Consider the following 22850-nt stretch of genomic DNA (forward strand, 5'->3'; position numbering starts at 1 on the left):
GGATATGACCGGAAAGTTGGCAGAAGATAACCTTGTGAGCCTTCCCCCGCAAGCCCAAGATCGGTTCCATGGAAACCCACACTAACGGAGCCGTCATGGCCAGCACGACCCCCGCAGGACTGGAAATCAAGCCACGGCACATGGACTTCGAGCTGCCCGACCCGCTGCCCCGCCACTGGCATGGTGGCGACGCCTTCAAGTCGCACCTGTTCGACGCCATGTCGGTGCTCTTCCCCGATGGCGAGCGCTTCTTCATCGACTCGGTGCGAAACTTCCGCGAGCAGATCGCCGACCCGGTGCTCAAGGAACAGATCCGCGGCTTCATCGGCCAGGAAGGCCACCACAGCCGCGAGCATCTGGTGTACAGCCAGCGCCTGAAGGACCTCGGCTACGACATCACGCGCATCGAGAAGCTGGCCCAGGCGCGCATCCGCTACACCCAGAAGAAATTCAGCACCCGCCGCCAGCTGGCGGCCACCGCGGCTCTGGAGCACATCACCGCGATCATGGCCAACGGCCTGCTCACCAACCCGCGCACCCTGGAGGGCGCCGAGCCGGTGATGCAGCGCCTGTGGCGCTGGCACGCCCTGGAAGAGACCGAGCACAAGGCGGTGGCCTTCGACGTCTACAACCAGGTCTGCGGCAGCCGCCGCCTGCTGCGCCGGGCGATGGTGATGGCGACCTTCTTCTTCGTCCTCGACACCTTCCGCGGCCTGGTGCACATGCTCAAGCGCGACGGCCTGCTGTGGAACTGGCGGGTGTGGCGCGACGGCCTGAAGTGGAGCTGGGGCAAGGAAGGCGTGTTCCGCCCGCTGCTGCGCGAGTACCGCGACTTCTTCCGCAAGGACTTCCACCCCTGGCAGCACGACAACCTCGACCTGCTGTACCAGGTGCGCAAGGAATACGATCCGCAGCCGATGGCCCACGCGGGCTGAGCCAGCCCCTACCCTACCGACGCCCCGCCCAGCCGGGGCGTTGGTGTTTCTGGCGTTCGTGTAGCCCAACCGTAGGGCGAATAACCATTCGCGGTTATCCGCCGTTGGCCCCGGCACGCAGGCCGATGGCGGATAACGCCGTAGGCGTTATGCGCCCTACGGGGGGAGAGGACTACACCTGACTTCGACGCCGCTCAGGACAGCCCCCTCTCCCGCTTGCGGGAGAGGGTTGGGGAGAGGGAACGGAGTCAGGCCTGGCACGGCGCCATAGGGAAAACCCATTCGCGAGCAAGAACCAGGCGTCCCCCTCGCTCCTACGAAAAGCCGCCTCCCAATGAAAAAACCCCGGCGAACCGGGGCTTTTTTCATCGCAACGCCCGATCAGGCATGCAGGAACCGCAACGCATCCGCCGCCGTCTGCTGCGGGATCTCCTCCATGGGGATGTGCCCCACGCCGGGATAGGTCTTCACCTGCAGCCCCGGCAGGTCGCGCTGCCACAGCGGCACGTGCTTCGGCGAGATCCAGCGGTCGCGCTCGCCCCACATCAGCAGCGTCGGCACCTTGATCTGCGCCACCCGCGCCGGGGTGCCCGGCAGTTCCTCGCGGTTGGCCTTCACCAGCACGCGGAAGATGTCGATCATGGCGCGGCGGTTGCCCGGGCGGCGGCTGATGTCGTAGTAGCGGTCGACCACCCCGGGCTGGATGCGCTGCGGGTTGCCGTAGACCTCCCGGATGCCCTGGGCCACCAGGGCGCGCGGCATCCAGGCCGGCATCAGCAGGCCGGCGCCGGGCAGCGCGGCGCTGGCGATCATCAGCGGCACCTTCTTCATCGGGTAGCCGGCCGGGTCGACCAGGATCAGCCGCTCCACCTTGTGCGGCTGGGCCAGGGCGTAGTTCCAGGCGATGTAGCCGCCCAGGGAGTTGCCGGCGATGGACACCCTGTCCAGCCCCAGGCGCTCGAGGAACAGGCCGAACACCTTCACCAGGCGCTCGCCGCTGTAGTCGCGGTCGCGGCCGCCGCCGGTGAGGCCGAAGCCGGGCACGTCGAGGCGGACGATGCGGAAGTGCCGGCCCATCTCGGCCACCCAGCCGTCCCAGGTGTGCAGCGACGCCATCACCCCGTGCACCAGCACCAGCACCGGCTTGTCGCGGCCGCCCTCGTCGCGGTAGTGGATCGGGAAGCCGTCCACCTCGATGAAGCGCGAGCCGGCTTCGGCAGGCGCGTAGCGGTCGATCAGGGCTTCCAGCGGCAGGGCGCCGAAGCCCAGGCGGGCGAAGCCGGCCGCCAGCGGCGGCTGCAAGCTGTAGGTTGCGGACATGGGGCACTCCGGTGCGCGTTGTTGTCGATGCCCGATCAGAGCACAGCGCCCCAACGCGTTGCGCCCAACCTAGGTAGTGCGCTTGCAGAGGCTGTCGACCAGCAGGTCGCCGAGCACCCGCTTGACCTCCTCCAGGTCGGGCCGCACGGCGGCGCCGAGCAGCTCGTGGGAGGCCGCCTCCAGGGCCCAGAGCAGCGCCTGGTAGGTCAGCGGCGCGTGCCGCACGCCCTCGCCGACGAAGCGCTCCTCCAGCAGCGCCTGCAACTCGTGCAGTGCCTGGCGGCGGTGCGCGGCCAGGGGTGAGTCGGAGCGTAACGCTTCCTCGTGCATCAGGCGGATGATCGGCCCCACCGCCTGGTGGTAGTCGAAGAAGCGCGCGACCATGGCGCGCAGCCAGGCCTCGCTGCTGCCGGTGGCGGTGCGCATCTCGCGGAAGCGCATCAGCAGCAGCTGCACGGCGGTGCGGTAGATGCCCTCGAGCACGTCCAGCTTGCCGTCGAAGTACTTGTAGAAGGTGCGCCGCGAGACCTTGGCCGCCGCCAGCAGGTCGTTCACCGTGGTCTCGGCCAGGCCCCTGGCGACGAACACCGGGATGCTCGCCAGCTGGATGTTGGCGCGCTGCAGGTGGTTGACCAGCGGCCCCTCGCCGCTGCCCTCCTGGCGCGCCAGGGCGCCGTAGCCGCCAAGGTCCTCGAACACCGCCAGCACCGCGCCGGATTCCTGGATCGTCATGCCCCCTCCACCCAACCAAGGCGCGGGGTGACGCCGGCCCCGCCCGTCGCTAACCTAGGCCGACCGCTCCCGCGCAAGGAAAGCCCGTTCGTGCCGACCCTAACACGCCGCCTGCTGTGGCCGCTGGCCATCCTTTTGCTGGTCGTCTGCCGCCCCGCCGCGGCCGCCGGCAACGAGCTGTACTACCTCGGCCAGCGCATCCCGGACATCCAGCGCACCTGGACCAGCGAGGACTACCAGCAACTGATCGACGCCCTGAAGAAGATCGAGGAAACCCAGGCCAACAGCCTGCCGCGGCGCAGCGGCGAATTCACCGGGCCGATCTACCAGCGCATGGTCAGCGAGGAGAACTTCCGCCCGCAGATGAACATCTACGCGCCGCTGGAACTGCGCCAGAACGAGGCGCGCGAGGTGCTGTTCAAGCTCAAGGAGCTGATGCGCCTGTACTTCGACTTCCGCGCCGCCAAGCAACCCTACGGCGCCGAGGCCCTGGGCCTGATGAGCTACTCGCTGCGCGAGCAGGCCATCCTGTTCAACCTGACGGTGGAATTCTGGATGACCCTGGCCCAGAGCGAGCAGCGCAACCCGGTGCGCCTGAAGGGCATGCAGGAGGCCAAGGCCGCCGCGGCCATGCTGACCAGCAGCGCCCTGGACTACCTGGGCCTGACCGCGCAGTTCGAGCGCCAGGACCTGGTGCTGTACAGCGCCGAGCTGGCCAAGCAACTGCCGGAGCTGTTCATCCACCTGCCCGGCGAGACCCGCGGCCAGTTGCTGGCGCGGGTGCAGGCCTTCGCCGACAAGCATCCCTACCCGGAAGTGCGGGAGAACATGCGCGACCTGCTGCCGGTGCTGCAGGCCATCCAGGCCGACGTGCAGCGCCAGCTGGCCAAGCCGGCGAAGGGCGCGCCGGCGCCGAAGGCGTTGGATTTGAGCGCGCCGAAGGAATAAATAGCGCGGATCGCAGCTCTTCGTAGGAGCGAGCTTGCTCGCGAACGGTGCTTCCCGTCGGCGGTGGTGCTTTGGGTTTACTCCGTCCCCTCTCCCCAGCCCTCTCCCTAAAGGGAGAGGGGGCTAGTCCGTGCCGAGAGGAGGAATGGTTTCAGCCGGAAATCGCTGCGCCTGCCGGCTGACTCGGGAAAACCAGACCACGCCGAACGGTCCCCTCTCCCTTCAGGGAGAGGGTTAGGGAGAGGGCGCTCTTCAGGGCCAGCACCGAAGCCCCAGCAAAACACCATTCGCGAGCAAGCTCGCTCCTACGAAGAACCAAGCAGCCAACTAACGCAACAACCCCAACACCTTCGCCCGGGCCACCGCCTGGGTACGCCGTTCGACCCCGAGCTTGTCGTTGATGTGCCGGGCGTGGCTCTTCACGGTATGCAACGAGATGAACAGGCGCTCGCTGATTTCCTGGTTGGACAGGCCCTGGGCGATCAGTTCCAGCACCGCCAGCTCGCGGCCGCTGAGGCCGTCGGCGAGGGTCGCCGGGCGTTCCGCCTGGGCCGGCAGGCGTTGCAGCAACAGGAGCTGCAGCGGACAGGGCGCGCGCAGTTCCAGTTGCTCGCGCAGCCAGTCCGGTTCGTGGACGAGCAGTTCCTGCAAGGGCAGCAGGGCCCCGCCGATGGCACCCTGCAGGCAGGCGTCCAGCGCCTCGCGGGCTTCGCGCTCGCGGCCTTGCTGCAGCAGCAGGCCGACCAGCTGCGCCTGGGCCAGGCGCGCCGGCATCTGCGCCGCGGCCGGCTGGGCCGCGGCGATCAGCGTGCGCAGGCGGCGCTCGGCTTCGCCCGCGCGTTCCTCGCGGCGGGCCAGCTGCGCCTGCAGCAGTTCGATGTAGTACGGCAGCTGCGGGTGGCACTCCGGCGGCGTCGCCGGGTTGGCCCCGGAGTAGGTTTCGCTCAGGCGCTCCAGCCAGGCCGAGGCCAGCTCCAGCTGCCCCTGGGCCAGCCACAGCTCGCATTTGACCAGGGTGATGACCGACAGGTAGTACACCGGCGGCACGTCCCACACGTGCATCAGGCGCTCGGCCTCGGCCAGTTGGGCGAAGGCCTGGGTGTAGTTGCCCTGGCGCCCTTCCAGGCCGGCCAGCGCGCAGTAGCCGATCACCAGGCTGACGTCGCGGCAGGCGCGCGCCTCCTCGATGCCGGCGCGCAGCTTCTGCCGCGCCTCGTCGGCCTGCAGGCCCAGGCCGCGCAGGTAGCCCTGGTAGATCAGCAGGCGGCCGCGCACGGCGTAGCGCCGGTGCGCCGGTTGCCCGGCCAGGCGCGCCAGGCCCTGTTCCAGTTCCTCGCTGGCGCGCAGCACCTCGCCGCGAGCCTGCAGGCCGCGGGCGCGATCGTAGTGCACCAGCGCTTCCAGCAAGGGGTTGCCGAAGCGCTGCGCCAGCTCCAGGGCCTCGCGGTTGAGGCCGCGGGCGCCCCAGGAGTCGCCGCGGACGATGGCCAGGTTGGCCAGGCTCGACAGGCACATCAGGCGCGGCCCGGAGCGTTCCGCCGGGAGGTGCGCCAGGGCCTCGGCGCAATGCCGTTCGGCGCCTTCGATGTCGCCGCGGCCACGGGCGATGATGCCGGCCAGGGCCTGCCACTGGGCCAGCAGGTCGGCCTGGGTGGCGGCGTCGGCGGCCGGCAGGAAGCGCGCCAGCTGGGCGCCCAGTTCCTCGGCGGCATCCAGCTGGCAGGCCAGGGCCAGGGCCCAGCTGTACAGCACGATCAGCCGCGGCGTGCTGGCCAGCAGGCTGTCGGGCAGGTCCATCTTCCAGCGCAGCAGGGTGGCGACGTTCTGCTCGGCCAGCAGCTGTTCTTCCGACAGGCTCTGCACCAGGCTCGCCGCCACTTCCGGGTGGCCGGCGCGCAGGGCCTGGTCCACCGCCTCGTCGAGCAGCCCGCGGGAGCTGAACCAGCGGCAGGCGCGCAGGTGCAGCGAGCCCGCCGAGGGGCCGTCGGCGGGCAGCTCGCGGGCCAGCAACAGGTCGGAGAACAGGTGGTGGTAGCGGAACCACTGGCCCTGCTCGTCCAGCGGCACCAGGAACACCTGGTGGCGCTGCAGGTGGCGCAGGATGGCGGCGCTGTCGTGGCTGTCGCGCAGGGCGTCGCACAGCTCGCCGCAGAAGCGCTCGAAGCGCGCCGTGTGCAGCAGGAAGGCCTGGACCTCGGGCGGCTGCTTGTCGATCACCTCTTCCAGCAGGTAGTCGCGGATCAGTTCCTCGGTGCCGTTCAGCGGCGCGTCGGCAGCCTGCCCGCCAAGGCCCTCGGGGTGCGCCAACAGCCACAGGCGCAGGCCGGCGATCCAGCCTTCGCTGCGTTCGATCAGGCGCTCGACCAGCGCCTCGCTGGCCGGGGTGCCGCTGGCCGAGACCAGGGCAGCGGTTTCCTCGGCGGTCAGGCGCAGGTCCTGCTCGCTGAGCTCCAGCAACTGGCGCGACAGGCGCAGGCGCGCCAGGTGCCAGTCCGGGCGCTGGCGGCTGGTGACCAGCAGCACCAGGCCGGGCGGCTGGTGGTTGAGGAGGAATTGCAGGCAGCGGTCGAGCACCGCGCCCTGGGCCAGGTGGTAGTCGTCCAGCACCAGCAGCAGCGGCGCCTCGGGGGACAGGCGCTCGGCCAGTTCGTCGAGCAGGTCGTCGAGCCAGGCCTCGAAGGCGAACGGCTGGTGGCGCTGGCGCATCTTCAACACCGCCATGGCGTCGTCGCCCAGGCCCGGGAGGTACAGGCGCAGCCCTTCCAGCAGGCGTTCGAGGAAGCGCCCCGGGTCGCTGTCCCGCGCGCTCAGGCCCAGCCACAGGCTGCGCCAGTGCGGCGCCAGGGATTCGCAGAACTCGATGGCCAGGGAACTCTTGCCGAACCCGGCCGGGGCGCTGAGCAGCAGCAGGCGCCCGCTCAGGCCCGCGCCCATGCGCTGGCACAGCCGCGCGCGGCTGACGTAGCCGGCGGGCAGCGGCGGGCGATAGAAGCGGCTGCCACCCGGCGGGCCGGCGGTTTCCGGCGGGAGTGGCAGCGTCGAGAAATCGGTCATGCCCTGGCTCTTTGCTCTAGCTCTTATTGGGGATCCGTCGTAGCCGAGCCTAGTAGCTCGACCGGGCTATTTGAAGCCGAATTTGTTACATAACCCGGCGTTTTGCCACTAAATAATTCAGCATTCTCAGATAAATACGACATATTCCGACGGAACATCCTCTCCTGTATCGACAGCAGATTCCGTATTCATAGCTGGAATATCCGCCAATCATCGGAAAGGTAACGGGGTTCGCGGTTTTCTGAGGGTTGGCATGCCTATGCGTTGGCCGCGCCGAGGTGACACGTAGGAGCGCGCCCTGCGCGCGAAATCGCGGACGGAGTCCGCTCCTACGGGTCCAGGGGAGCACGGCCGTAGGGCGCATAACGCCTACGGCGTTATCCGCCGCCGCCGTCGGGCACCGGCATTCCGGCCGGCGGCGGATAACCGCGAACGGTTATTCGCCCTACGGTCGAGCACGGACGTAGGACCCTGTCCGCGATAGCCGGACATTCCGGCTCGGTTCGCGGATGAGATCCGCTCCTACGCCACCCCACCCACACCATCCCCTGCGCGCGAATCGCGGGCAGGGCCCGCTCCTACAGGTCCGCCGCAGACAAAAAAAGGGCCGCACCGCGGCCCTGGAGGAAAGCCGGCCCGCGGGCCGGCGCGTGGGTTCAGCTGGCCCGGGCGAGGCCCACGGCCTGCAGCCGGGCGGCTATCTCGCCAAGGATGGCCGGGTCGTCGATGGTGGACGGCGGCGCGTAGTCCTCGCCGTCGGCGATCTTGCGCAGCACGGCGCGGAGGATCTTGCCCGAGCGCGTCTTGGGCAGGCGCTTGACCACCACCGCGCGCTGGAAGCAGGCCAGCGCGCCGATGCGCTCGCGGACCAGCGCCACCAGCTCACGCTGCAGTTGTTCCTCGCTGATGCGCGCGTCGTCCTTGAGCACCACCAGGCCCAGCGGCACGTGGCCCTTGAGCGGGTCCTGCACGGCGACCACCGCGCACTCGGCCACCGCTTCGTGCAGCGCCAGCAGCTCCTCCATCTCGCCGGTGGACAGGCGGTGGCCGGAGACGTTTATCACGTCGTCGGTGCGGCCCATGATGTGGACGAAGCCATCCTCGTCGACGAAACCGCCGTCGCCGGTGTGGTAGTAGCCGGGGAAGGCCTGCAGGTAGGCGCTGAGGTAGCGCGGGTGGTCGTTCCACAGGGTCTGCGCGCAGCCGGGCGGCAGCGGCAGGCCGATGACGATCGAGCCGGTCTGCCCCGGCGCCAGCAGGCGCCCCTCCTCGTCCACCACCTGCACGGCGTAGCCGGGCACCGCCAGGTTGCTGGAACCGGCGCGCTGCTCCTGGCAGCCCAGCCCGGTGCAGGGCGCGGTCACCGGCCAGCCGGTCTCGGTCTGCCACCAGTGGTCGAACACCGGCTTGCCGGTCAGTTCCTCCAGCCACTGGTGGGTGCTGCTGTCGAGCTTCTCGCCGGCCAGGAACAGCTGGCGCAGCGAACCCAGGTCGTATTGCCCGAGCAGTTCGCCATTGGGGTCTTCCTTGCGGATCGCGCGGATCGCCGTGGGCGCGCAGAACAGCGCGTTGACCTGGTGCTCCTGGATCACCCGCCAGTAGCTGCCGGCGTCCGGCGTGCGCACCGGCTTGCCCTCGTAGAACACCGTAGTGCAGCCGTTCATCAGCGGGCCGTAGACGATCAGCGAGTGGCCGACCACCCAGCCGACGTCGGAGATGCCCCACCAGACGTCGCCCGGCTGCATGCCGAAGATGGTCGGCAGCGCATAGTGCAGGGCCACCGCGTGGCCGCCGTTGTCGCGCACTATGCCCTTGGGCTTACCGGTGGTGCCGGAGGTGTACATGATGTACAGGGGGTCGCCGCTGGCCACCTCCACCGGGTCGGCCGGCTCGGCGTGGGCCACCGTCTCGCGCCAGTCGAGGTCGCGCCCGGCGTGCAGCTCGGCCATCGCCTGCGGGCGCTGCCAGACCAGCACGTGGGCCGGCTGGTGCAGGGCCAGTTCCAGGGCCTTGTCCACCAGCGGCTTGTATTCGATGACGCGCTCGAACTCCAGCCCGCAGGAGGCGGTGAGGATCAGCTTGGGTTTGGCATCGTCGATGCGCAGCGCCAGCTCGTAGGGGGCGAAGCCGCCGAACACCACCGAGTGCACCGCGCCGATGCGCGCGCAGGCCAGCATGGCCATGGCCGCCTGCGGCACCATGGGCATGTAGATGATCACCCCGTCGCCCTTGCCCACGCCCAGGGCGCGCAGGGCGCCGGCCAGGCGCGCCACCTCGTCGCGCAGCTCGCGGAAGCTGAAGCGCTGCTGCACGCCGGTGACCGGGGAGTCGTAGATCAGCGCCGCCTGCTCGCCGCGGCCCAGGGCGATCTGCCGGTCCAGGGCCAGGTAGCAGCTGTTCAGGCGGCCATCGGCGAACCAGCGGTGGCTGCCGTCGGGGAGTGTTTCGAGGATGCTGCGCGGGCGCTGGTACCAGGCCACGGCCTCGGCCTGTTCGGCCCAGAAGGCGGCAGGGTCCGCAACGGAGCGGGCGTAGGATTGCCGGTAATTCATCATCTGACCCTCTGAATTGTTTTTATCGAGGTCGAATAACGAGTATGGACAGGCCGCGGGGGCCCGCCATCAACCTTTGGTCGTAAGCCGGCGGGACCTTCCTGCGAGACCACGCCCCTCGGCCGAACCGGCCTGCCCGCGGGGCAAACCGGCTTTTATTGCGGAAGGGCATCACATCTCCTTCCTCCCGGGCAAAGCTATCACCCGCACGCAGGCGCCAAGATCGACTAAATTGTGGTCTTGATGGATTAAATTGCTGAGCCCGCTACCCAGATGTCACGTACCTCGGACTGGCCGCTTCCCGCCGACAGCCTGCGCCTGCTGCTGCCGCCCACGCTGCTCGGCAAGCTGGCCGCGCACCCGCTCAGCCGCGACCTCTACCCCACGTCCCTGGGCCACTACCGGCGCGCCCGCGACCACCAGATGAGCCGCGACCGCCACGACGACCACCTGCTGATCTACTGCAGCGAAGGCATCGGCCACCTGCTGGTGGAGGGCCCCGGCGGCCCCCAGGCCATGACCATCGGCTGCGGCGACCTGGTCTGGCTGCCGCCGGGCATGGCCCACGCCTACCGCGCCGACGCCGCGCAGCCCTGGACCATCTCCTGGGTGCACCTGCGCGGCGACGGCGCCGCCTGGTTGCGCCAGGCCGCCGGCTACGGGGCCTCTCCGGTGCGCCACTGGGGTGTGCAGCATGCCCTGCTCGGCGGCTTCGCCCAGTTGCTCGAGGCGCGCCACAGCGGCTACCGCTTCCAGCCCTTCCTGCTCGCCGCCAGCCGCCTGCGCGCCCTGCTCTGCCAGCTGCCGCTGCTGCGCCCGCTGCGCGAGGGCGGGCTGGACCTGGACGGCCTGCACGCCTACATGCGCGAGAACCTGCACCAGCGCCTGGACCTGGCCCGGCTGGCGGCCTTCTGCAACCTGTCGAAGTTCCACTTCGTCAACCGCTACCGCGCGCTCACCGGGCGCACGCCGGTGCAGCACTTCCTGCACCTGAAGATCGAATACGCCTGCCAGTTGCTGGACAGCAGCGGGCACAGCGTCGCCCAGGTCAGCGAGGCCCTGGGGTATGACGACAGCTATTATTTTTCAAGACTTTTCAGCAAGGTCATGGGGTTGTCGCCCAGCGCCTACCGGGCCCGCCTGGGCGAGGGCCGCGGCGGCGCCTGAGGGCCCGGCGCCGATTGTCGATTCGCCCCGGACAGCGCGGCAGGCGGAACTACACTCAGCTTCCCCCCAACACAGACACGGGTGTCGCGCCATGCACATACTCGTTCGTCCGTCGGCCGGCGCCCAGGGCAAGCGCTGGCAGGTCTGCCTCGATCAGTTCGCCGTGGACTTCCGCAACGAGCAGGAGGCGCGGCTCTTCGTCAGCACCCTGGAGGCCCGCCTGCGCGCGCCCCACGCGCTGCCACGCACGGAGCAGCCAGTGGCCGGCTGAGCCGGTTCAGACGGTGCGCTCGCTGATCTGGCCGGTGAACCAGCCCAGCAGCGCCGCGCAGCCGCCGCATACCGTGATCACCACCGCCATGGGTAGCGCGCTGCCATCGTGCAGCACCCCGACCAGGGCCGAGGCCAGCGCCGCCACGGTGAACTGCAGGCTGCCCATCAGCGCCGAGGCGCTGCCGGCGTGGCTGCCCTGCCCGGCCATGGCGCAGGCCGAGGAGTTGGGCAGCAGGAAGCCCAGGCTGGCGATGGCGCCGAACAGCGGCACCAGCAGGGCCAGCAGGTGCTCGGGGCGGTACAGGGTGATCGCCAGCAGCGCCAGGCCGCAGAGGAAGTACACCCACACCGCGCGGCGCAGCCAGAACCCCGGCCCGCGGTAGCGCAGCAGGCGCGCGTTGACCTGGGCCATGAGGATGAAGCCGGCGGCGTTGCTGCCGAAGATCCAGCCGTAGTGCTCCGCCGGCACCTGGTAGAGCTGGATGAAGACGAAGGGCGAGCCGGCGATGTAGGCGAACATCCCGGCGATGGCCACCCCACCGGTCAGCGCATAGCAGAGGAAGGAACGGTCGCCGAACAGCCGGCGGTACTCGCCCAGGGCGCCGGACAGCGGCGGCCGCGGGCCGGCGGGGATGGTCTCGGGCAGCCACAGGGCGATGGCGCTGCCGGCCACGGCGCTGAACGCCACCAGGCAGAGGAAGATCGACTGCCAGCCGAACAGCCCCAGCAGCGCACCGCCGCCCAGGGGCGCGAGGATCGGCGCCAGGCCCATCACCAGCATCAGCTGCGAGAAGGCCTTGGCCGCGGCTATCGGGTCGCACAGGTCGCGCACCACCGCCCGCGAGATGACCATGCCGGCGCAGCCGCCCAGGGCCTGGACGAAACGCGCGCCGATCAGCCATTCCAGGTTCGGCGCGAAGGCGCAGGCCAGCGAGGCCGCGGTGAAGATGCTCACCCCCAGCACCAGCGGCAGGCGCCGGCCGTAGCGGTCGGCCAGCGGGCCGTAGAGCAGCTGGCCGATGGCCAGGCCGGCGAAGTAGGCCGACAGGCTCATCTGCACGTGCTCGACGTCGGTGCCGAAGGCCGCGGCCAGCGCCGGGAAGCTGGGCAGGTAGAAGTCGATGGCCATGGGGCCGAAGGCGCTCAGCGCGCCGAGGATCAGCAGGATGCGAAAGTTCATGGAGCACCGTGGGCGCCGCCGGTGCGGGACGGGGCCTGGAAGGTTCGGGCGGATTGATTGGAAGCAGGCTAACGAAACGCCGCCAAGCATAGCAATTCGCCGCCGCCGGGGCAGGGCCGAATAGAAAATCCACGAGGCTTCGACAGGCTGCGCGGGCACCGGCCAGGCGGCCGGCGCCCGCTGCCCGTCAGCGCGCCGGGCCTTCGCCCTGGGCCGCCTCGGCGGCCGGCTGGGCCTTGGCCTTGCGCTTGCCCAGGCGGTCGGCGGCCGACTCCACCAGCATGTAGAACATGGGGATGAGGAAGGTCGCCAGTACGGTGGCGGCGAGCATCCCGCCGATCACCCCGGTGCCGATCGAATGGCGGCTGGCCGAGCCCGCGCCGCTGCTGATGGCCAGCGGCACGCAGCCGAGGATGAACGCCAGGGAGGTCATGACGATCGGCCGGAAGCGCAGCTTGGCCGCCTCCAGCGCCGCCTGCAGCGGCCCCAGGCCCTGCTCCTCGCGGATCATCACGGCGAACTCGATGATCAGGATGGCGTTCTTCGCCGCCAGGCCGATCAGCGTCACCAGGCCGACCTGGAAGTACACGTCGTTGCTCAGCCCGCGCATCCAGATGGCGAGTATGGCGCCGAACACCGCGAAGGGCACCGCAGTGACCACTGCCAGCGGCAGGGTCCAGCGCTCGTACTGGGCGGCGAGGATGAGGAATACCAGGATCAGGCCGAAGAGGAAGGCGGTGCTGCCCGAGCCCTGGGTCTCCAGTTCCTGGTAGGCCGAGCCGATCCAGGTGAGGAAGTAGCTGTCGCCGAGGGTCTGGTCGGCCACCGCCTGCATCGCCGCCAGGGCCTGGCCGGAGCTGTAGCCCGGCGCCGGGCCGCCGAGCAGCTTGGCCGCGGGGAACACGTTGAAGCGTGCGTAGGAATCCGGGCCCAGGGTGCGCTGCACGCTGACCAGGGCCGACAGCGGTACCAGGTCGCCGGTGGAGGAACGCACGTACACCTGGGTCAGGTCCTCGGGCTTGCGGCGGAAGTCCGCCTCGGACTGCAGGTTGACCTTCCAGGTCCGCCCGTAGAGGGTGAAGTCGTTGACGTAGTAGGCGCCGAAGGTCGCCTGCATGGCGGTGAACACGTCGTTGATGGCCACCCCCAGCGAGCGCGCCTTGGTGCGGTCGAGGTTGATGTAGTACTGCGGCACGTTGGCGTTGAAGGTACTGGTCACCCCGGCCAGCTCGGGGCGCTTGGCCGCCGCCGCCATGAACTTCTGCACCATGGCCTGCAACTGCTCGGGGGTGCCGCCGCTACGGTCCTGGATGTAGGCCTCGAAGCCACCGGTGGTGCTCATGCCGGTGATCGGCGGTGGGTTGAAGGTCAGCACCACGCCGTCCTGCTGCCTGGCCCCCATGGCCATGAAGGTGTGCGTCAGGTTGCGCGCGTCCAGTTCGGGGGTCTGGCGTTCCTTCCAGTCCTTGAGGGTGATGAAGGACACCCCGGCGCTGGTGGTGTTGGCATTGGTCAGGATGTTCAGGCCGGCGAAGGTCACCACGTCCAGCACCGCCGGGTGCTTCTCCAGTTGCTGCGAGACGGCGTCGGTCAGCGCCTCGGTACGCGACAGCGAGGCCGCCGGCGGCAGCAGGTAGGCATTGATCACGTAGCCCTGGTCCTCGTCGGGCACCAGCGAGCCGGGCACCCGGCCGAACAGCACCAGCATCAGCGCGATCATCCCGCCGAACACCAGCAGGCCGATGAGCACGCGCTTGAGGAAGAACTGCACGCCGGCGCCATAGGCCGCGGTGGCCGCGTCGAACATGCGGTTGAACCAGCGGAACGGCGCCGCCGGTTCCTTGTGCTCGGGCTTGAGGATGAGCGCGCAGAGCGCCGGCGAGAGGGTCAGCGCGACTATCCCGGAGATCACCACCGAGACCGCGATGGTGATCGCGAACTGCTGGTACATCTGCCCGGCCAGGCCGCCGAGGAAGCCCACGGGGATGAATACCGCGCAGAGCACCAGGACGATGGCGACGATCGGCCCGGTCACCTCCTCCATGGCCTTGATCGCCGCCTCCCGCGGCGGCAGCTTCTCGGTGCGCATCACCCGCTCGACGTTCTCCAGCACCACGATGGCGTCGTCCACCACGATACCGATGGCCAGCACCAGGCCGAACAGCGTCAGCAGGTTGATGGAGAACCCCAGCAGGTACATGCCGGCGAAGGTGCCGACCAGCGACACCGGGATGGCCAGCACCGGGATCAGGGTGGCGCGCAGGTTCTGCAGGAAGATGTAGACCACCAGCATCACCAGCACCAGGGCCTCGAAGAAGGTGTGCACCACCTCTTCGATGGACACCTTGACGAACACGGTGGTGTCGTAGGGGATCTTGTAGGTGATGCCCTGCGGGAAGCGCTTGGCCAGGCGCTCCATGGTGCTGCGCACCGCGTCGGCGGTGTCCAGGGCGTTGGCCCCGGGTTGCAGGTAGACCCCGAAGGCGGCGTTGAGCTGGCCGTTCAGGGTGGTCTTCATCGAGTAGTCCTGGGCGCCCAGCTCGATGCGCGCGACGTCCTTCAGGCGCAGGCTGGCGCCGGTGCTGTCGGTGCGCAGGATGACGCTCTCGAACTCCTTCGGGTCGGTGAAGCGGCCCTGGGTGCTCACCGTGTAGGTGAAGTCCTGCGCGGTGTTCAGCGGCTCCTTGCCGAAGTTGCCGGCGGCGAACTGCGAGTTCTGCTCGCGGATGGCGTCGACCACGTCGCTGGGGGTGAGGTTGTACTGCGCCAGCTTGTCCGGGCGCAGCCAAATGCGCATGGAGTAGTCCTTGGAGCCGAACTGGGTGACGTCGCCGATGCCGGGGATGCGCTTGAGCTCGTCGATCACGTTGATCAGCGCGTAGTTGCTGATGAACACCGGGTCACGCGAGCCGTCCGGGGAATACAGCGTCACCATCTGGAGAATATCGGAGGACTTCTTCTGCACCTTCACGCCCTGCCGGCGCACTTCCTCCGGCAGCTTGGCCAGGGCGGCCTGGACCTTGTTGTTGACGTTGATGGTGGCCTGGTCCGGGTCGGTGCCCACCTTGAAGTACACGGTCAGGCTCATGGCGCCGCTGCTGTCGGAGTTGGACAGCTGGTAGATCATGCCTTCGACGCCGTTGATTTCCTGCTCCAGGGGCGCGGCCACGGTCTCGGCGATCACCTGGGAACTGGCGCCGGGGTAGGAGGCGGTCACCGCGACCTGCGGCGGCAGGATCTCCGGGTACTGCGCCACCGGCAGCGCGCGCAGGGCGGCGAGGCCGGCGAGCAGGATGACGATGGAAATCACCATGGCGAACACGGGGCGGTCGATGAAGAAGCGCGAGATCACGATGGCCGCTCCTTCAGGACTGGGCTTGCGCGGCGGGGGCCTGCTGCGCCGGCGCGACGGGCGCCTCGACGGCCTTCACCGGCTGGTCCGGGCGGACCTTGGGCAGGCCGTCGACGATCACCCTGTCGCCATCGTCGACACCGGAGTCGATCACCCAGCGCTGGTTGACCATCTGCGAGGCCGTCACCTGGCGCATGCGGGCGAGGCCGTCCTTGTCCACCACGTAGACGAAGGTCCCGCGCGGGCCTTGGGCCAGGGCGCGCTCGGGTACGGTCACCGCGGCCTTGCGGGTGATGCCGGTGACCACCACGCGGACGAACTGGCCGGGGATCAGGTGGGTTTCCGGGTTGGGCACCACGGCGCGGGCGTTGATGGTGCCGGTGCCGGTGTTGACGAAGCTGTCGGTGAAATCCACTACGCCGTCGATGGGGTAGCGGCTGCCATCGCCGAAGAAGATCTGCGCCTGCAACTTGCCGTGCTCGGGCAGCACCAGGCGGCCCTGCTGCACGCCGTCGCGCAGGCGCGCGGCCTCGGTGTCGGAATAGGCGAAGTTGACGTAGATGGGGTCGAGCTGGGTCAGCTCGGTGAGCAGGCTGGTGTTGGGGTCGCTGGCGGTGACCAGGCTGCCCTCGGAACGGGTTTCCTTGCTGGCCATGCCGGAGATGGGCGCCTTCACCGTGGTGTAGTCCAGGTCGATCTGCTTGGCATCGACGTTGGCCTTGGCCGCCTCGACGTCAGCCTTGGCCTGCTCGTAGTCGGAGGTGTAGCGGTCCAGCTCGCTGGCGCTGGCGAAACCCTTGCGCTGCAGTTCGCGGATGCGCTTGAGGTCGCGGTCGGTCTGGCGGTAGCGCGCCTGGGCCTGGGCCAGGGCGCCCTTGGCCTGGCCCAGGGCGGCCTGGTAGGGGCGCGGGTCGATCTGGAACAGCACCTGGCCCTGCTTCACCGGCCGGCCTTCCTCATAGGTACGTTTCTGCAGGATGCCGCTGACCTGGGCGCGCACCTCCACCTCGCGGTAGCCGGCCGCCCGCGCCGAGTATTCCAGGCTCAGCGGCAGGCTGGCGCTTTTGGCCACCTCCACCGTGACCTCCGGTGGCGGTGGCGCCGCGCCCGCCTCATCCGCCAGGGCTGGCAGTACGGGTTGCGCAGCAACCAGGGCACACAGGGCCAGGGCGGCGGACACGCGCGGGGTGAACGGCATAGAACCTCTCCATGGAAATGTCGGCTGGGATGATTCGGTACGGTTGTCGGGGGAAAACTGCCATCCGCCAGTAACTCACGGTTCCCACTCGAAATTTCAGTAAACTGCGGGAACACTTAGTGAGCCTAGCCCGTATAGCAAGCCGCGCCATGAGAAGAACTAAAGAAGATTCGGAAAGGACCCGCCAGACGATCCTCGACTCGGCGGAGGCGCTTTTCCTGGAAAACGGCGTTTCCAGCACCAGCCTCGAGGAGATCGCGCGCAACGCCGGGGTCACGCGGGGCGCGGTGTACTGGCACTTCGAGAACAAGGCCCACCTGTTCAACGAGCTGCTCGCCCAGGTGCGCCTGCCGCCGGAGCAACTGGCCTTGCGCCTGTCCGGCTGCGACGGGGTGGACCCGCTGCAGTCGCTGTTCGACCTCTGCGTGGAGGTGGTGCAGAGCCTGGCGCAGAACGCGCAGAAGCGCCGGGTGCTGACCATCCTGCTGCAGCGCTGCGAGTTCACCGAGGAGCTGCGCGAGGCGATCCTTCGCCACAACGCCTTCATCCGCCAGTTCATCGACCTCTGCGAGCAGCTCTTCGCCCGCGACAAATGCCGGGTGCGGCTGCTGCCCGGGGTGACGCCGAAGACCGCCTCGCGGGCGGTCCACGGCCTGATCCTGGGGTTGATCAACGACTGGCTGCGCGACCCGCAGCTGTTCGACCCGCTGCAGGACGCCGAGTCGCTCTTCGAGCCGCTGTTCCGCGGCCTGGTCCGCGACTGGAGCCAGGCCGGCGCGGCTCAGGCCAGCGCGGCCTCGTAGCCTTCCTCGCGGATCGCCGCCAGCACCTCCTCGGCCGCCAGGCGGCTGGCCACCCGCACCTCGCCGCCGGCCAGGTCCACCTGGACCTCGGCGGCGCCGTCGCGGGCCTGGATCGCCTGGGTGATGGCCCGCACGCAGTGGCCGCAGGACATGCCTTTCACACTGAACGCTTGCATGGTCGAACTCCTCGGGTTCGGTTGACGATGGGCGCAGTGTCGACCTTGCCACCGTGGCAAGGTCAAGCCCCCTGCGGCACCGCGCCGCGGGCTTGCCCCCGGCGCCGCCCTCGGCCAAGCTCTGCGCATCCGAGCCCTACCGGGAGCCCCCCATGCGCCGCCTGCTCCGCGCCCTGCCCTGCCTGCTCTGGCCCGCCCTGGCCCTGGCCGCCGACCCGCCCACGGTGCAGGCCTGGCCGCAGCAGGAACCGCCACCGCCCGGCTACGCCGTGCTCAACATCAGCCGCCAGGGCCTGCAGAGCGGCAGCGCCTGCGACATCGACCTCTACGTGCGCGGCGAACTGCTGACGCGCCTGCAGCCCGAAGGCGCGGTGGCGCTGAACCTGTCCCCCGGCGAGGTGCCCATCCGCCTCGCCGTCTCCTCCACCGGCGCCTGCCGCGACGGCATGCAGCAACAGCAGACGCAGACGCTGCGCCTGCGCGCCGGGGAGATCCGCAGCTACCGCATCGGCTACCGCGAGGGCGGGCTGTTCCTGACGCCGGTCAACCTTCCCTGAACCAGGGCTTGACCTTGCCCTCGTGGCAAGGTTCATCCTCTGGGCATCGTCGGATCGTGACCGCTGCCCCGCCGGAGCCGGGCCGCGGACATCAGGAGGAGCGTCCATGAACAGCCCCATCGAACTCGACCTGCCGGTGACCGGCATGACCTGCGCGTCCTGCGTCGGCCGCGTCGAACGGGCCCTGAAGAAGGTACCGGGGGTGCTGGCGGCCAGCGTCAACCTGGCCAGCGAGCAGGCGCGGGTGAGCCTCGACTCGCCCGAACAGCTGCCGGCCCTGGTGGCCGCGGTGGAGAACGCCGGCTACCAGGTGCCCAGCCACAGCCTGGAACTGGCCATCGAAGGCATGACCTGCGCCAGCTGCGTGGGCCGCGTCGAGCGCTCGCTGAAGAAGGTCCCCGGGGTGCGCGAGGCCAGCGTCAACCTGGCCAGCGAGCGCGCCCGCCTGGACCTGCTCGGCCCGGTCGAGCCGGCTACGCTCATCGCCGCGGTGGAGAAGGCCGGCTACCACGCCCGCCTGCTGCAGCCCGAACGCCCCGCCGAGGACCCGGCCCTGGCGCGCCTGGCCCGCGAGCGCTGGTACCTGCTGGCGGCCATCGTCCTGGCCGTGCCCCTGGTGCTGCCGATGCTCGCCGAATGGGCCGGGCTGCACTGGATGCTGCCGGCCTGGGTGCAGTTCCTCCTGGCCACCCCGGTGCAATTCGTCATAGGCGCGCGCTTCTACGTCTCGGCCTGGAAGGCGGTGCGCGCCCGCAGCGGCAACATGGACCTGCTGGTGGCCCTGGGCACCAGCGCCGGCTACGGCCTGAGCCTGTACCTGTGGCTGAGCGCCGCCCCCGGCGCCATGCCGCACCTGTACTTCGAGGCCAGCGCCGTGGTGATCGCCCTGGTCCTCCTCGGCAAGTACCTGGAAAGCCGCGCCAAGCGCCAGACCGCCGCGGCCATCCGCGCCCTGGAGGCGCTGCGCCCGGAACGCGCCACGCGCATCCGCGACGGCCACGAGGAAGACGTCGCCATCGCCGAACTGAGCCTGGGCGACGAACTGCTGGTGCGCCCGGGCGAACGCTTCCCGGTGGACGGCAAGGTACTCGACGGCCGCAGCCACGCCGACGAGGCGCTGATCACCGGGGAAAGCCTGCCGGTGCCCAAGGGCCCGGGCGACGCGGTGACCGGCGGCGCCATCAACGGCGAGGGCCTGCTGACCATCCGCGCCACCGCCCTGGGCGGGGAAACCGTGCTGGCGCGCATCATCCGCCTGGTGGAAGACGCCCAGGCGGCCAAAGCGCCGATCCAGAAGCTGGTGGACAAGGTAAGCAACGTCTTCGTCCCGGTGGTGATCGGCATCGCCCTGCTCACCCTGGCCGGCTGGCTGCTGGCCGGCGCCGGGGTGGAAGCCGCGCTGATCAACGCGGTGGCCGTGCTGGTCATCGCCTGCCCCTGCGCCCTGGGCCTGGCCACGCCGACGGCGATCATGGCCGGCACCGGCGTGGCCGCGCGCCACGGCATCCTGATCAAGGACGCCGAGGCCCTGGAGGTGGCCCACGCGGTGAGCGCGGTGGCCTTCGACAAGACCGGCACCCTCACCTCGGGCACGCCCAGCCTGGTGCACTTCGCCGTGGCCGAGGGCGAGCCCGACGCCGCCCTGGCCCTGGCCGGCGCCCTGCAGCGCGGCAGCGAGCACCCGCTGGCCAAGGCGGTGCTCGGCGCCTGCGCCGAGCAGCACCTGCGCGTCCCCATCGTGAGCCACAGCCAGGCCCTTGCCGGGCGCGGCATCCAGGGCCAGGTCGGCGAACGCCTGCTGGCCCTGGGCAACCGCCGCCTGCTCGACGAGCAGGGCCTGGCCGCCGGCGAGCTGCAAGACAAGGCCGTCGAATGGGAGGGCCAGGGCCGCACCCTGTCCTGGCTGCTCGAACTGCAGCCGCAGCCGCGCCTGCTCGGACTGTTCGCCTTCGGCGACAGCTTGAAGCCCGGCGCCGCCGAGGCGGTGCAGGCGCTGCACGAACGCGGCATCGACAGCCACCTGATCACCGGCGACAACCGCGGCAGCGCACGGGTGGTGGCCCAGGCCCTGGGCCTGGACGACGTCCACGCCGAAGTACTGCCGGCGGACAAGGCCGCGGTGGTGGCGCAGCTGAAGGCCGGCGGCAAGGTGGTGGCCATGGTCGGCGACGGCATCAACGACGCCCCGGCGCTGGCCGCGGCGGACGTCGGCATCGCCATGGGCGGCGGCACCGACGTGGCCATGCACGCCGCCGGCATCACCCTGATGCGCGGCGACCCGCGGCTGGTCCCCGAGGCCCTGGACATCGCCCGGCGCACCTACGCGAAGATCCGCCAGAACCTGTTCTGGGCCTTCATCTACAACCTGGTCGGCGTGCCCCTGGCCGCCTTCGGCCTGCTCAACCCGATGGTCGCCGGCGCCGCCATGGCCGCCTCCAGCGTCAGCGTGGTGAGCAACGCCCTGCTGCTCAAGCGCTGGAAGCCGGCGCACGGCGCGAACGCAAGCGGAGGCGACGATGAACATAGGTGAAGCGGCGAAGAAGAGCGGCCTGTCGGCGAAGATGATCCGCTACTACGAATCCATCGGCCTGCTCGCCCCCGCCGGGCGCAGCGCCAGCGGCTACCGCCACTACAGCGAGCACGACCTGCACCGCCTGGCGTTCATCCGCCGCTCGCGGGACTTCGGCTTCTCCCTGGAAGAAGTCGGCCGCCTGCTCGCCCTCTGGCAGGACCACGGCCGCGCCAGCGCCGACGTCAAGGCGCTGACCGGCCAGCACATCGCCGAACTGGAACGCAAGATCGCCGAACTCACCGCCCTGCGCGACACCCTGCAGGAACTCCACGACCACTGCCAGGGCGACCACCGCCCGGACTGCCCGATCCTCAGGGACCTGGAGTCGGGGAGCTGCTGTCACTGAGCGATGCCATCGGCGGATAACGCCGTTGGCGTTATGCGCCCTACGGATCGAGGCACGGCGAGTCTTTCGTAGGAGCGAGCTTGCTCGCGAACGGACCTACCATCTGACGCCAGTGCCTTTCGTTCTGCCCAACGGTCCCCTCTCCCGCTTGCGGGGAGGGTTAGAGAGGGGGGACGGAGCCAAGCTCAGCGCCGGCGTGTCGTCGAAGTCCGCAACCCTCTCCCCAGCCCTCTCCCTGAAGGGAGAGGGGGCCGTTCGGAGCACTCGGGCAACACGTCGCTCGCCGGTTGGCCCGGAATCGATCACGGATGCCTCCGACTGACTCCATGACCCTTCATTCTGCCCAACGGTCCCCTCTCCCGCTTGCGGGAGAGGGGGCTGTCCGCAGCGCTCGGGCAGCTCGTCGCTCGCCGGTTGGCCCGGAATCGATCACGGATACCTCCGGCTGACTCCATGGCCCCTCGTTCTGCCCAACGGTCCCCTCTCCCGCTTGCGGGGGAGGGTTAGGGAGGGGGTGCGGAGTCAAGCCAGGCTCCGGAGCATCGTCGGAGTCCGCAACCCTCTCCCTGAAGGGAGAGGGGCTAGTCCGTGCCGAGAAGGGAAATGCATCACGTCGGCAACCACTACGGCTGCCGGCCAGCGAAAGGACCGGAATCGAGAGAGTCGCTGTCACTGGGCTGGACTCCACCGTAGGGCGCATAAAGCGGAACGCTTTATCCGCCGCCATCGGCGGATAACGCCGTTGGCGTTATGCGCCCTACGACTGGGCCGCAGCGGCCGCCTGAGCGGAATCAGCCACGAACCTGCGCCACCGCGCCACGCCGCCACACCGAAGCCGGCAGCACCGTCACCGCCAGGCCGACGAAGACCAGCGCGCAGGCCAGCCAGTCCTGGGCGGTGAGTCGTTCGCCCAGCAGCAGCCATCCGGACAGCAGGCCGGAGACCGGCACCGCCAGGGCGAAGGGGGTGACCTGGCTGGCCGGGTAGCGGCGCAGCAGGAAGCTCCACAGGCCGAAGCCCACGGTGGTGGCGAGGAAGGCGATGTAGAGCAGCGCGCCCATGCCTTCCCAACTGATGCCGGTCAGCGCCGCCGAGATGGCCTGCGGGCCTTCGAAGACCCACGACAGGGCCAGCAGCGGCAACGGCGGGATCAGGCTCACCCAGCTGATCAGGCGCAGCATGTCGCTGGCCCCGGAGCGCTTGGTGGCGATGTTGGAGAAGGCCCAGGCCAGGGCCGCGGCCATCACCAGGGCGAAGGCCAGCAGGCTGTCGCCCAGGGGGCGTTCCAGGCCGATCAGCAGCAACCCGGCGGCGGCCACGGCGAGGCCCGCCAGGGCGCGGCGGCTGGGGCGTTCGCCGAGGAAAGCGGCGGCGATCAGCACGGTGAAGAACACCTGGCTCTGCAGCACCAGGGACGACAGCCCGGCAGGCATGCCCAGGTGCATGCCGACGAACAGCAGGCCGAACTTGACCACCCCGAGCAGCACGCCGATCTGCACGATGCGCCAGAACGGCGCCGGCAGCGGCCCGCGCAGGAACACCAGCGGCAGCGCCGCCAGGGCGAAGCGCAGGGCGCAGAACAGCAGCGGCGGGAAGTCGTGCAGGCCGACCTTGATGATGACGAAGTTGACGCCCCAGATCAGCGTGACCAGCAGGGCGAGGAGGATGTGCGGCAAGGGCATGGC

17 protein-coding genes are annotated in these 22850 nt (G+C 69.7%); 8 read left to right on the forward strand and 9 right to left on the reverse strand.

Going from position 1 to position 22850, the window contains the following annotated elements; all coding sequences use genetic code 11:
- The first annotated feature begins 95 nt into the window (after positions 1 to 95).
- Entirely contained in the window at positions 96 to 935 is an 840-nt protein-coding gene (locus tag DK254_RS13485; protein ID WP_109934176.1) for a metal-dependent hydrolase, read from the forward strand.
- 381 nt (positions 936 to 1316) lie between these two features.
- On the opposite strand, the gene DK254_RS13490 is transcribed toward DK254_RS13485, so the two are convergent.
- Positions 1317 to 2255 (reverse strand): alpha/beta fold hydrolase, encoded by a 939-nt coding sequence (locus DK254_RS13490; protein ID WP_109934177.1) that lies wholly within the window; start codon positions 2253 to 2255, stop codon positions 1317 to 1319.
- 69 nt (positions 2256 to 2324) lie between these two features.
- A complete protein-coding gene (locus DK254_RS13495) occupies positions 2325 to 2987 on the reverse strand; it encodes a TetR/AcrR family transcriptional regulator (RefSeq protein WP_109934178.1) in 663 nt (220 codons plus the stop codon).
- Between the two features lie 90 nt (positions 2988 to 3077).
- On the opposite strand from DK254_RS13495, the gene DK254_RS13500 reads away from it, so the two are divergent.
- Positions 3078 to 3935: a hypothetical protein gene (locus tag DK254_RS13500; protein WP_109934179.1), complete on the forward strand. Its 858-nt coding sequence runs from the start codon at positions 3078 to 3080 to the stop codon at positions 3933 to 3935.
- A gap of 327 nt (positions 3936 to 4262) precedes the next feature.
- On the opposite strand, the gene DK254_RS13505 is transcribed toward DK254_RS13500, so the two are convergent.
- Together DK254_RS13505 and DK254_RS13510 are read right to left on the reverse strand one after the other, a co-directional pair.
- Positions 4263 to 6989, reverse strand: a complete 2727-nt coding sequence (locus tag DK254_RS13505; protein WP_109934180.1) for a LuxR C-terminal-related transcriptional regulator — start codon at positions 6987 to 6989, stop codon at positions 4263 to 4265.
- A 656-nt stretch (positions 6990 to 7645) separates the two neighbouring features.
- Positions 7646 to 9541, reverse strand: coding sequence for a propionyl-CoA synthetase (locus DK254_RS13510; RefSeq protein ID WP_109934666.1), 1896 nt, complete (start codon positions 9539 to 9541; stop codon positions 7646 to 7648).
- A 273-nt stretch (positions 9542 to 9814) separates the two neighbouring features.
- On the opposite strand from DK254_RS13510, the gene DK254_RS13515 reads away from it, so the two are divergent.
- Together DK254_RS13515 and DK254_RS13520 are read left to right on the forward strand one after the other, a co-directional pair.
- Positions 9815 to 10708, forward strand: a complete 894-nt coding sequence (locus DK254_RS13515; RefSeq protein WP_109934181.1) for an AraC family transcriptional regulator — start codon at positions 9815 to 9817, stop codon at positions 10706 to 10708.
- Between the two features lie 91 nt (positions 10709 to 10799).
- A complete protein-coding gene (locus tag DK254_RS13520; protein ID WP_109934182.1) occupies positions 10800 to 10979 on the forward strand; it encodes a hypothetical protein in 180 nt (59 codons plus the stop codon).
- A 6-nt stretch (positions 10980 to 10985) separates the two neighbouring features.
- Here the strand turns inward: DK254_RS13520 and DK254_RS13525 are convergent, their stop codons facing one another.
- The 3 genes from DK254_RS13525 to DK254_RS13535 form a co-directional block, all read right to left on the reverse strand.
- Positions 10986 to 12161, reverse strand: a complete 1176-nt coding sequence (locus tag DK254_RS13525) for a multidrug effflux MFS transporter (protein ID WP_109934183.1) — start codon at positions 12159 to 12161, stop codon at positions 10986 to 10988.
- A 187-nt stretch (positions 12162 to 12348) separates the two neighbouring features.
- Complete coding sequence (locus tag DK254_RS13530; RefSeq protein ID WP_109934184.1) at positions 12349 to 15513, reverse strand: efflux RND transporter permease subunit; 3165 nt, start codon at positions 15511 to 15513, stop codon at positions 12349 to 12351.
- A gap of 13 nt (positions 15514 to 15526) precedes the next feature.
- On the reverse strand, positions 15527 to 16711 hold the full coding sequence (locus tag DK254_RS13535; RefSeq protein WP_177412058.1) for an efflux RND transporter periplasmic adaptor subunit: 1185 nt from the start codon (positions 16709 to 16711) through the stop codon (positions 15527 to 15529).
- Positions 16712 to 16860: 149 nt separating this feature from the next.
- Here DK254_RS13535 and DK254_RS13540 point away from each other — a divergent pair, with 149 nt between their 5' ends.
- Entirely contained in the window at positions 16861 to 17514 is a 654-nt protein-coding gene (locus DK254_RS13540; RefSeq protein WP_109934185.1) for a TetR family transcriptional regulator, read from the forward strand.
- Here the strand turns inward: DK254_RS13540 and DK254_RS13545 are convergent.
- The gene (locus DK254_RS13545; protein WP_009616013.1) at positions 17493 to 17690 is read right to left on the reverse strand and encodes a heavy-metal-associated domain-containing protein; all 198 of its coding nucleotides are present in this window, start codon (positions 17688 to 17690) and stop codon (positions 17493 to 17495) included. The two genes, DK254_RS13540 and DK254_RS13545, sit on opposite strands and share 22 nt — an antisense overlap.
- 152 nt (positions 17691 to 17842) lie before the next feature.
- Between DK254_RS13545 and DK254_RS13550 the strand changes: the two genes are divergently transcribed.
- From DK254_RS13550 to cueR, 3 genes are all read left to right on the forward strand, one after another.
- The gene (locus tag DK254_RS13550; RefSeq protein WP_109934186.1) at positions 17843 to 18247 is read left to right on the forward strand and encodes a hypothetical protein; all 405 of its coding nucleotides are present in this window, start codon (positions 17843 to 17845) and stop codon (positions 18245 to 18247) included.
- A gap of 106 nt (positions 18248 to 18353) precedes the next feature.
- Positions 18354 to 20777 (forward strand): heavy metal translocating P-type ATPase, encoded by a 2424-nt coding sequence (locus DK254_RS13555; RefSeq protein WP_109934187.1) that lies wholly within the window; start codon positions 18354 to 18356, stop codon positions 20775 to 20777.
- Entirely contained in the window at positions 20764 to 21165 is a 402-nt protein-coding gene (gene cueR / locus DK254_RS13560; protein ID WP_109934188.1) for a Cu(I)-responsive transcriptional regulator, read from the forward strand. The genes DK254_RS13555 and cueR overlap by 14 nt, the downstream gene beginning before the upstream one ends.
- 791 nt (positions 21166 to 21956) lie before the next feature.
- Here the strand turns inward: cueR and DK254_RS13565 are convergent.
- Positions 21957 to 22847: an EamA family transporter gene (locus DK254_RS13565; RefSeq protein WP_109934189.1), complete on the reverse strand. Its 891-nt coding sequence runs from the start codon at positions 22845 to 22847 to the stop codon at positions 21957 to 21959.
- Positions 22848 to 22850 lie beyond the last annotated feature (3 nt).

It is taken from the genome of Pseudomonas sp. RW407 (assembly GCF_003176655.1).
Taxonomy (GTDB): Bacteria; Pseudomonadota; Gammaproteobacteria; order Pseudomonadales; family Pseudomonadaceae; genus Pseudomonas; species Pseudomonas delhiensis.

Coding starts and splice junctions, on each gene's coding strand:
- DK254_RS13485 (WP_109934176.1), top strand. CDS start 96: ATGGCCAGCACGACCCCCGCAGGACTGGAAATCAAGCCACGGCACATG.
- DK254_RS13490 (WP_109934177.1), bottom strand. CDS start 2,255: ATGTCCGCAACCTACAGCTTGCAGCCGCCGCTGGCGGCCGGCTTCGCC.
- DK254_RS13495 (WP_109934178.1), bottom strand. CDS start 2,987: ATGACGATCCAGGAATCCGGCGCGGTGCTGGCGGTGTTCGAGGACCTT.
- DK254_RS13505 (WP_109934180.1), bottom strand. CDS start 6,989: ATGACCGATTTCTCGACGCTGCCACTCCCGCCGGAAACCGCCGGCCCG.
- DK254_RS13510 (WP_109934666.1), bottom strand. CDS start 9,541: ATGAATTACCGGCAATCCTACGCCCGCTCCGTTGCGGACCCTGCCGCC.
- DK254_RS13515 (WP_109934181.1), top strand. CDS start 9,815: ATGTCACGTACCTCGGACTGGCCGCTTCCCGCCGACAGCCTGCGCCTG.
- DK254_RS13520 (WP_109934182.1), top strand. CDS start 10,800: ATGCACATACTCGTTCGTCCGTCGGCCGGCGCCCAGGGCAAGCGCTGG.
- DK254_RS13525 (WP_109934183.1), bottom strand. CDS start 12,161: ATGAACTTTCGCATCCTGCTGATCCTCGGCGCGCTGAGCGCCTTCGGC.
- DK254_RS13535 (WP_177412058.1), bottom strand. CDS start 16,711: ATGCCGTTCACCCCGCGCGTGTCCGCCGCCCTGGCCCTGTGTGCCCTG.
- DK254_RS13540 (WP_109934185.1), top strand. CDS start 16,861: ATGAGAAGAACTAAAGAAGATTCGGAAAGGACCCGCCAGACGATCCTC.
- DK254_RS13545 (WP_009616013.1), bottom strand. CDS start 17,690: ATGCAAGCGTTCAGTGTGAAAGGCATGTCCTGCGGCCACTGCGTGCGG.
- DK254_RS13550 (WP_109934186.1), top strand. CDS start 17,843: ATGCGCCGCCTGCTCCGCGCCCTGCCCTGCCTGCTCTGGCCCGCCCTG.
- DK254_RS13555 (WP_109934187.1), top strand. CDS start 18,354: ATGAACAGCCCCATCGAACTCGACCTGCCGGTGACCGGCATGACCTGC.
- cueR (WP_109934188.1), top strand. CDS start 20,764: ATGAACATAGGTGAAGCGGCGAAGAAGAGCGGCCTGTCGGCGAAGATG.
- DK254_RS13565 (WP_109934189.1), bottom strand. CDS start 22,847: ATGCCCTTGCCGCACATCCTCCTCGCCCTGCTGGTCACGCTGATCTGG.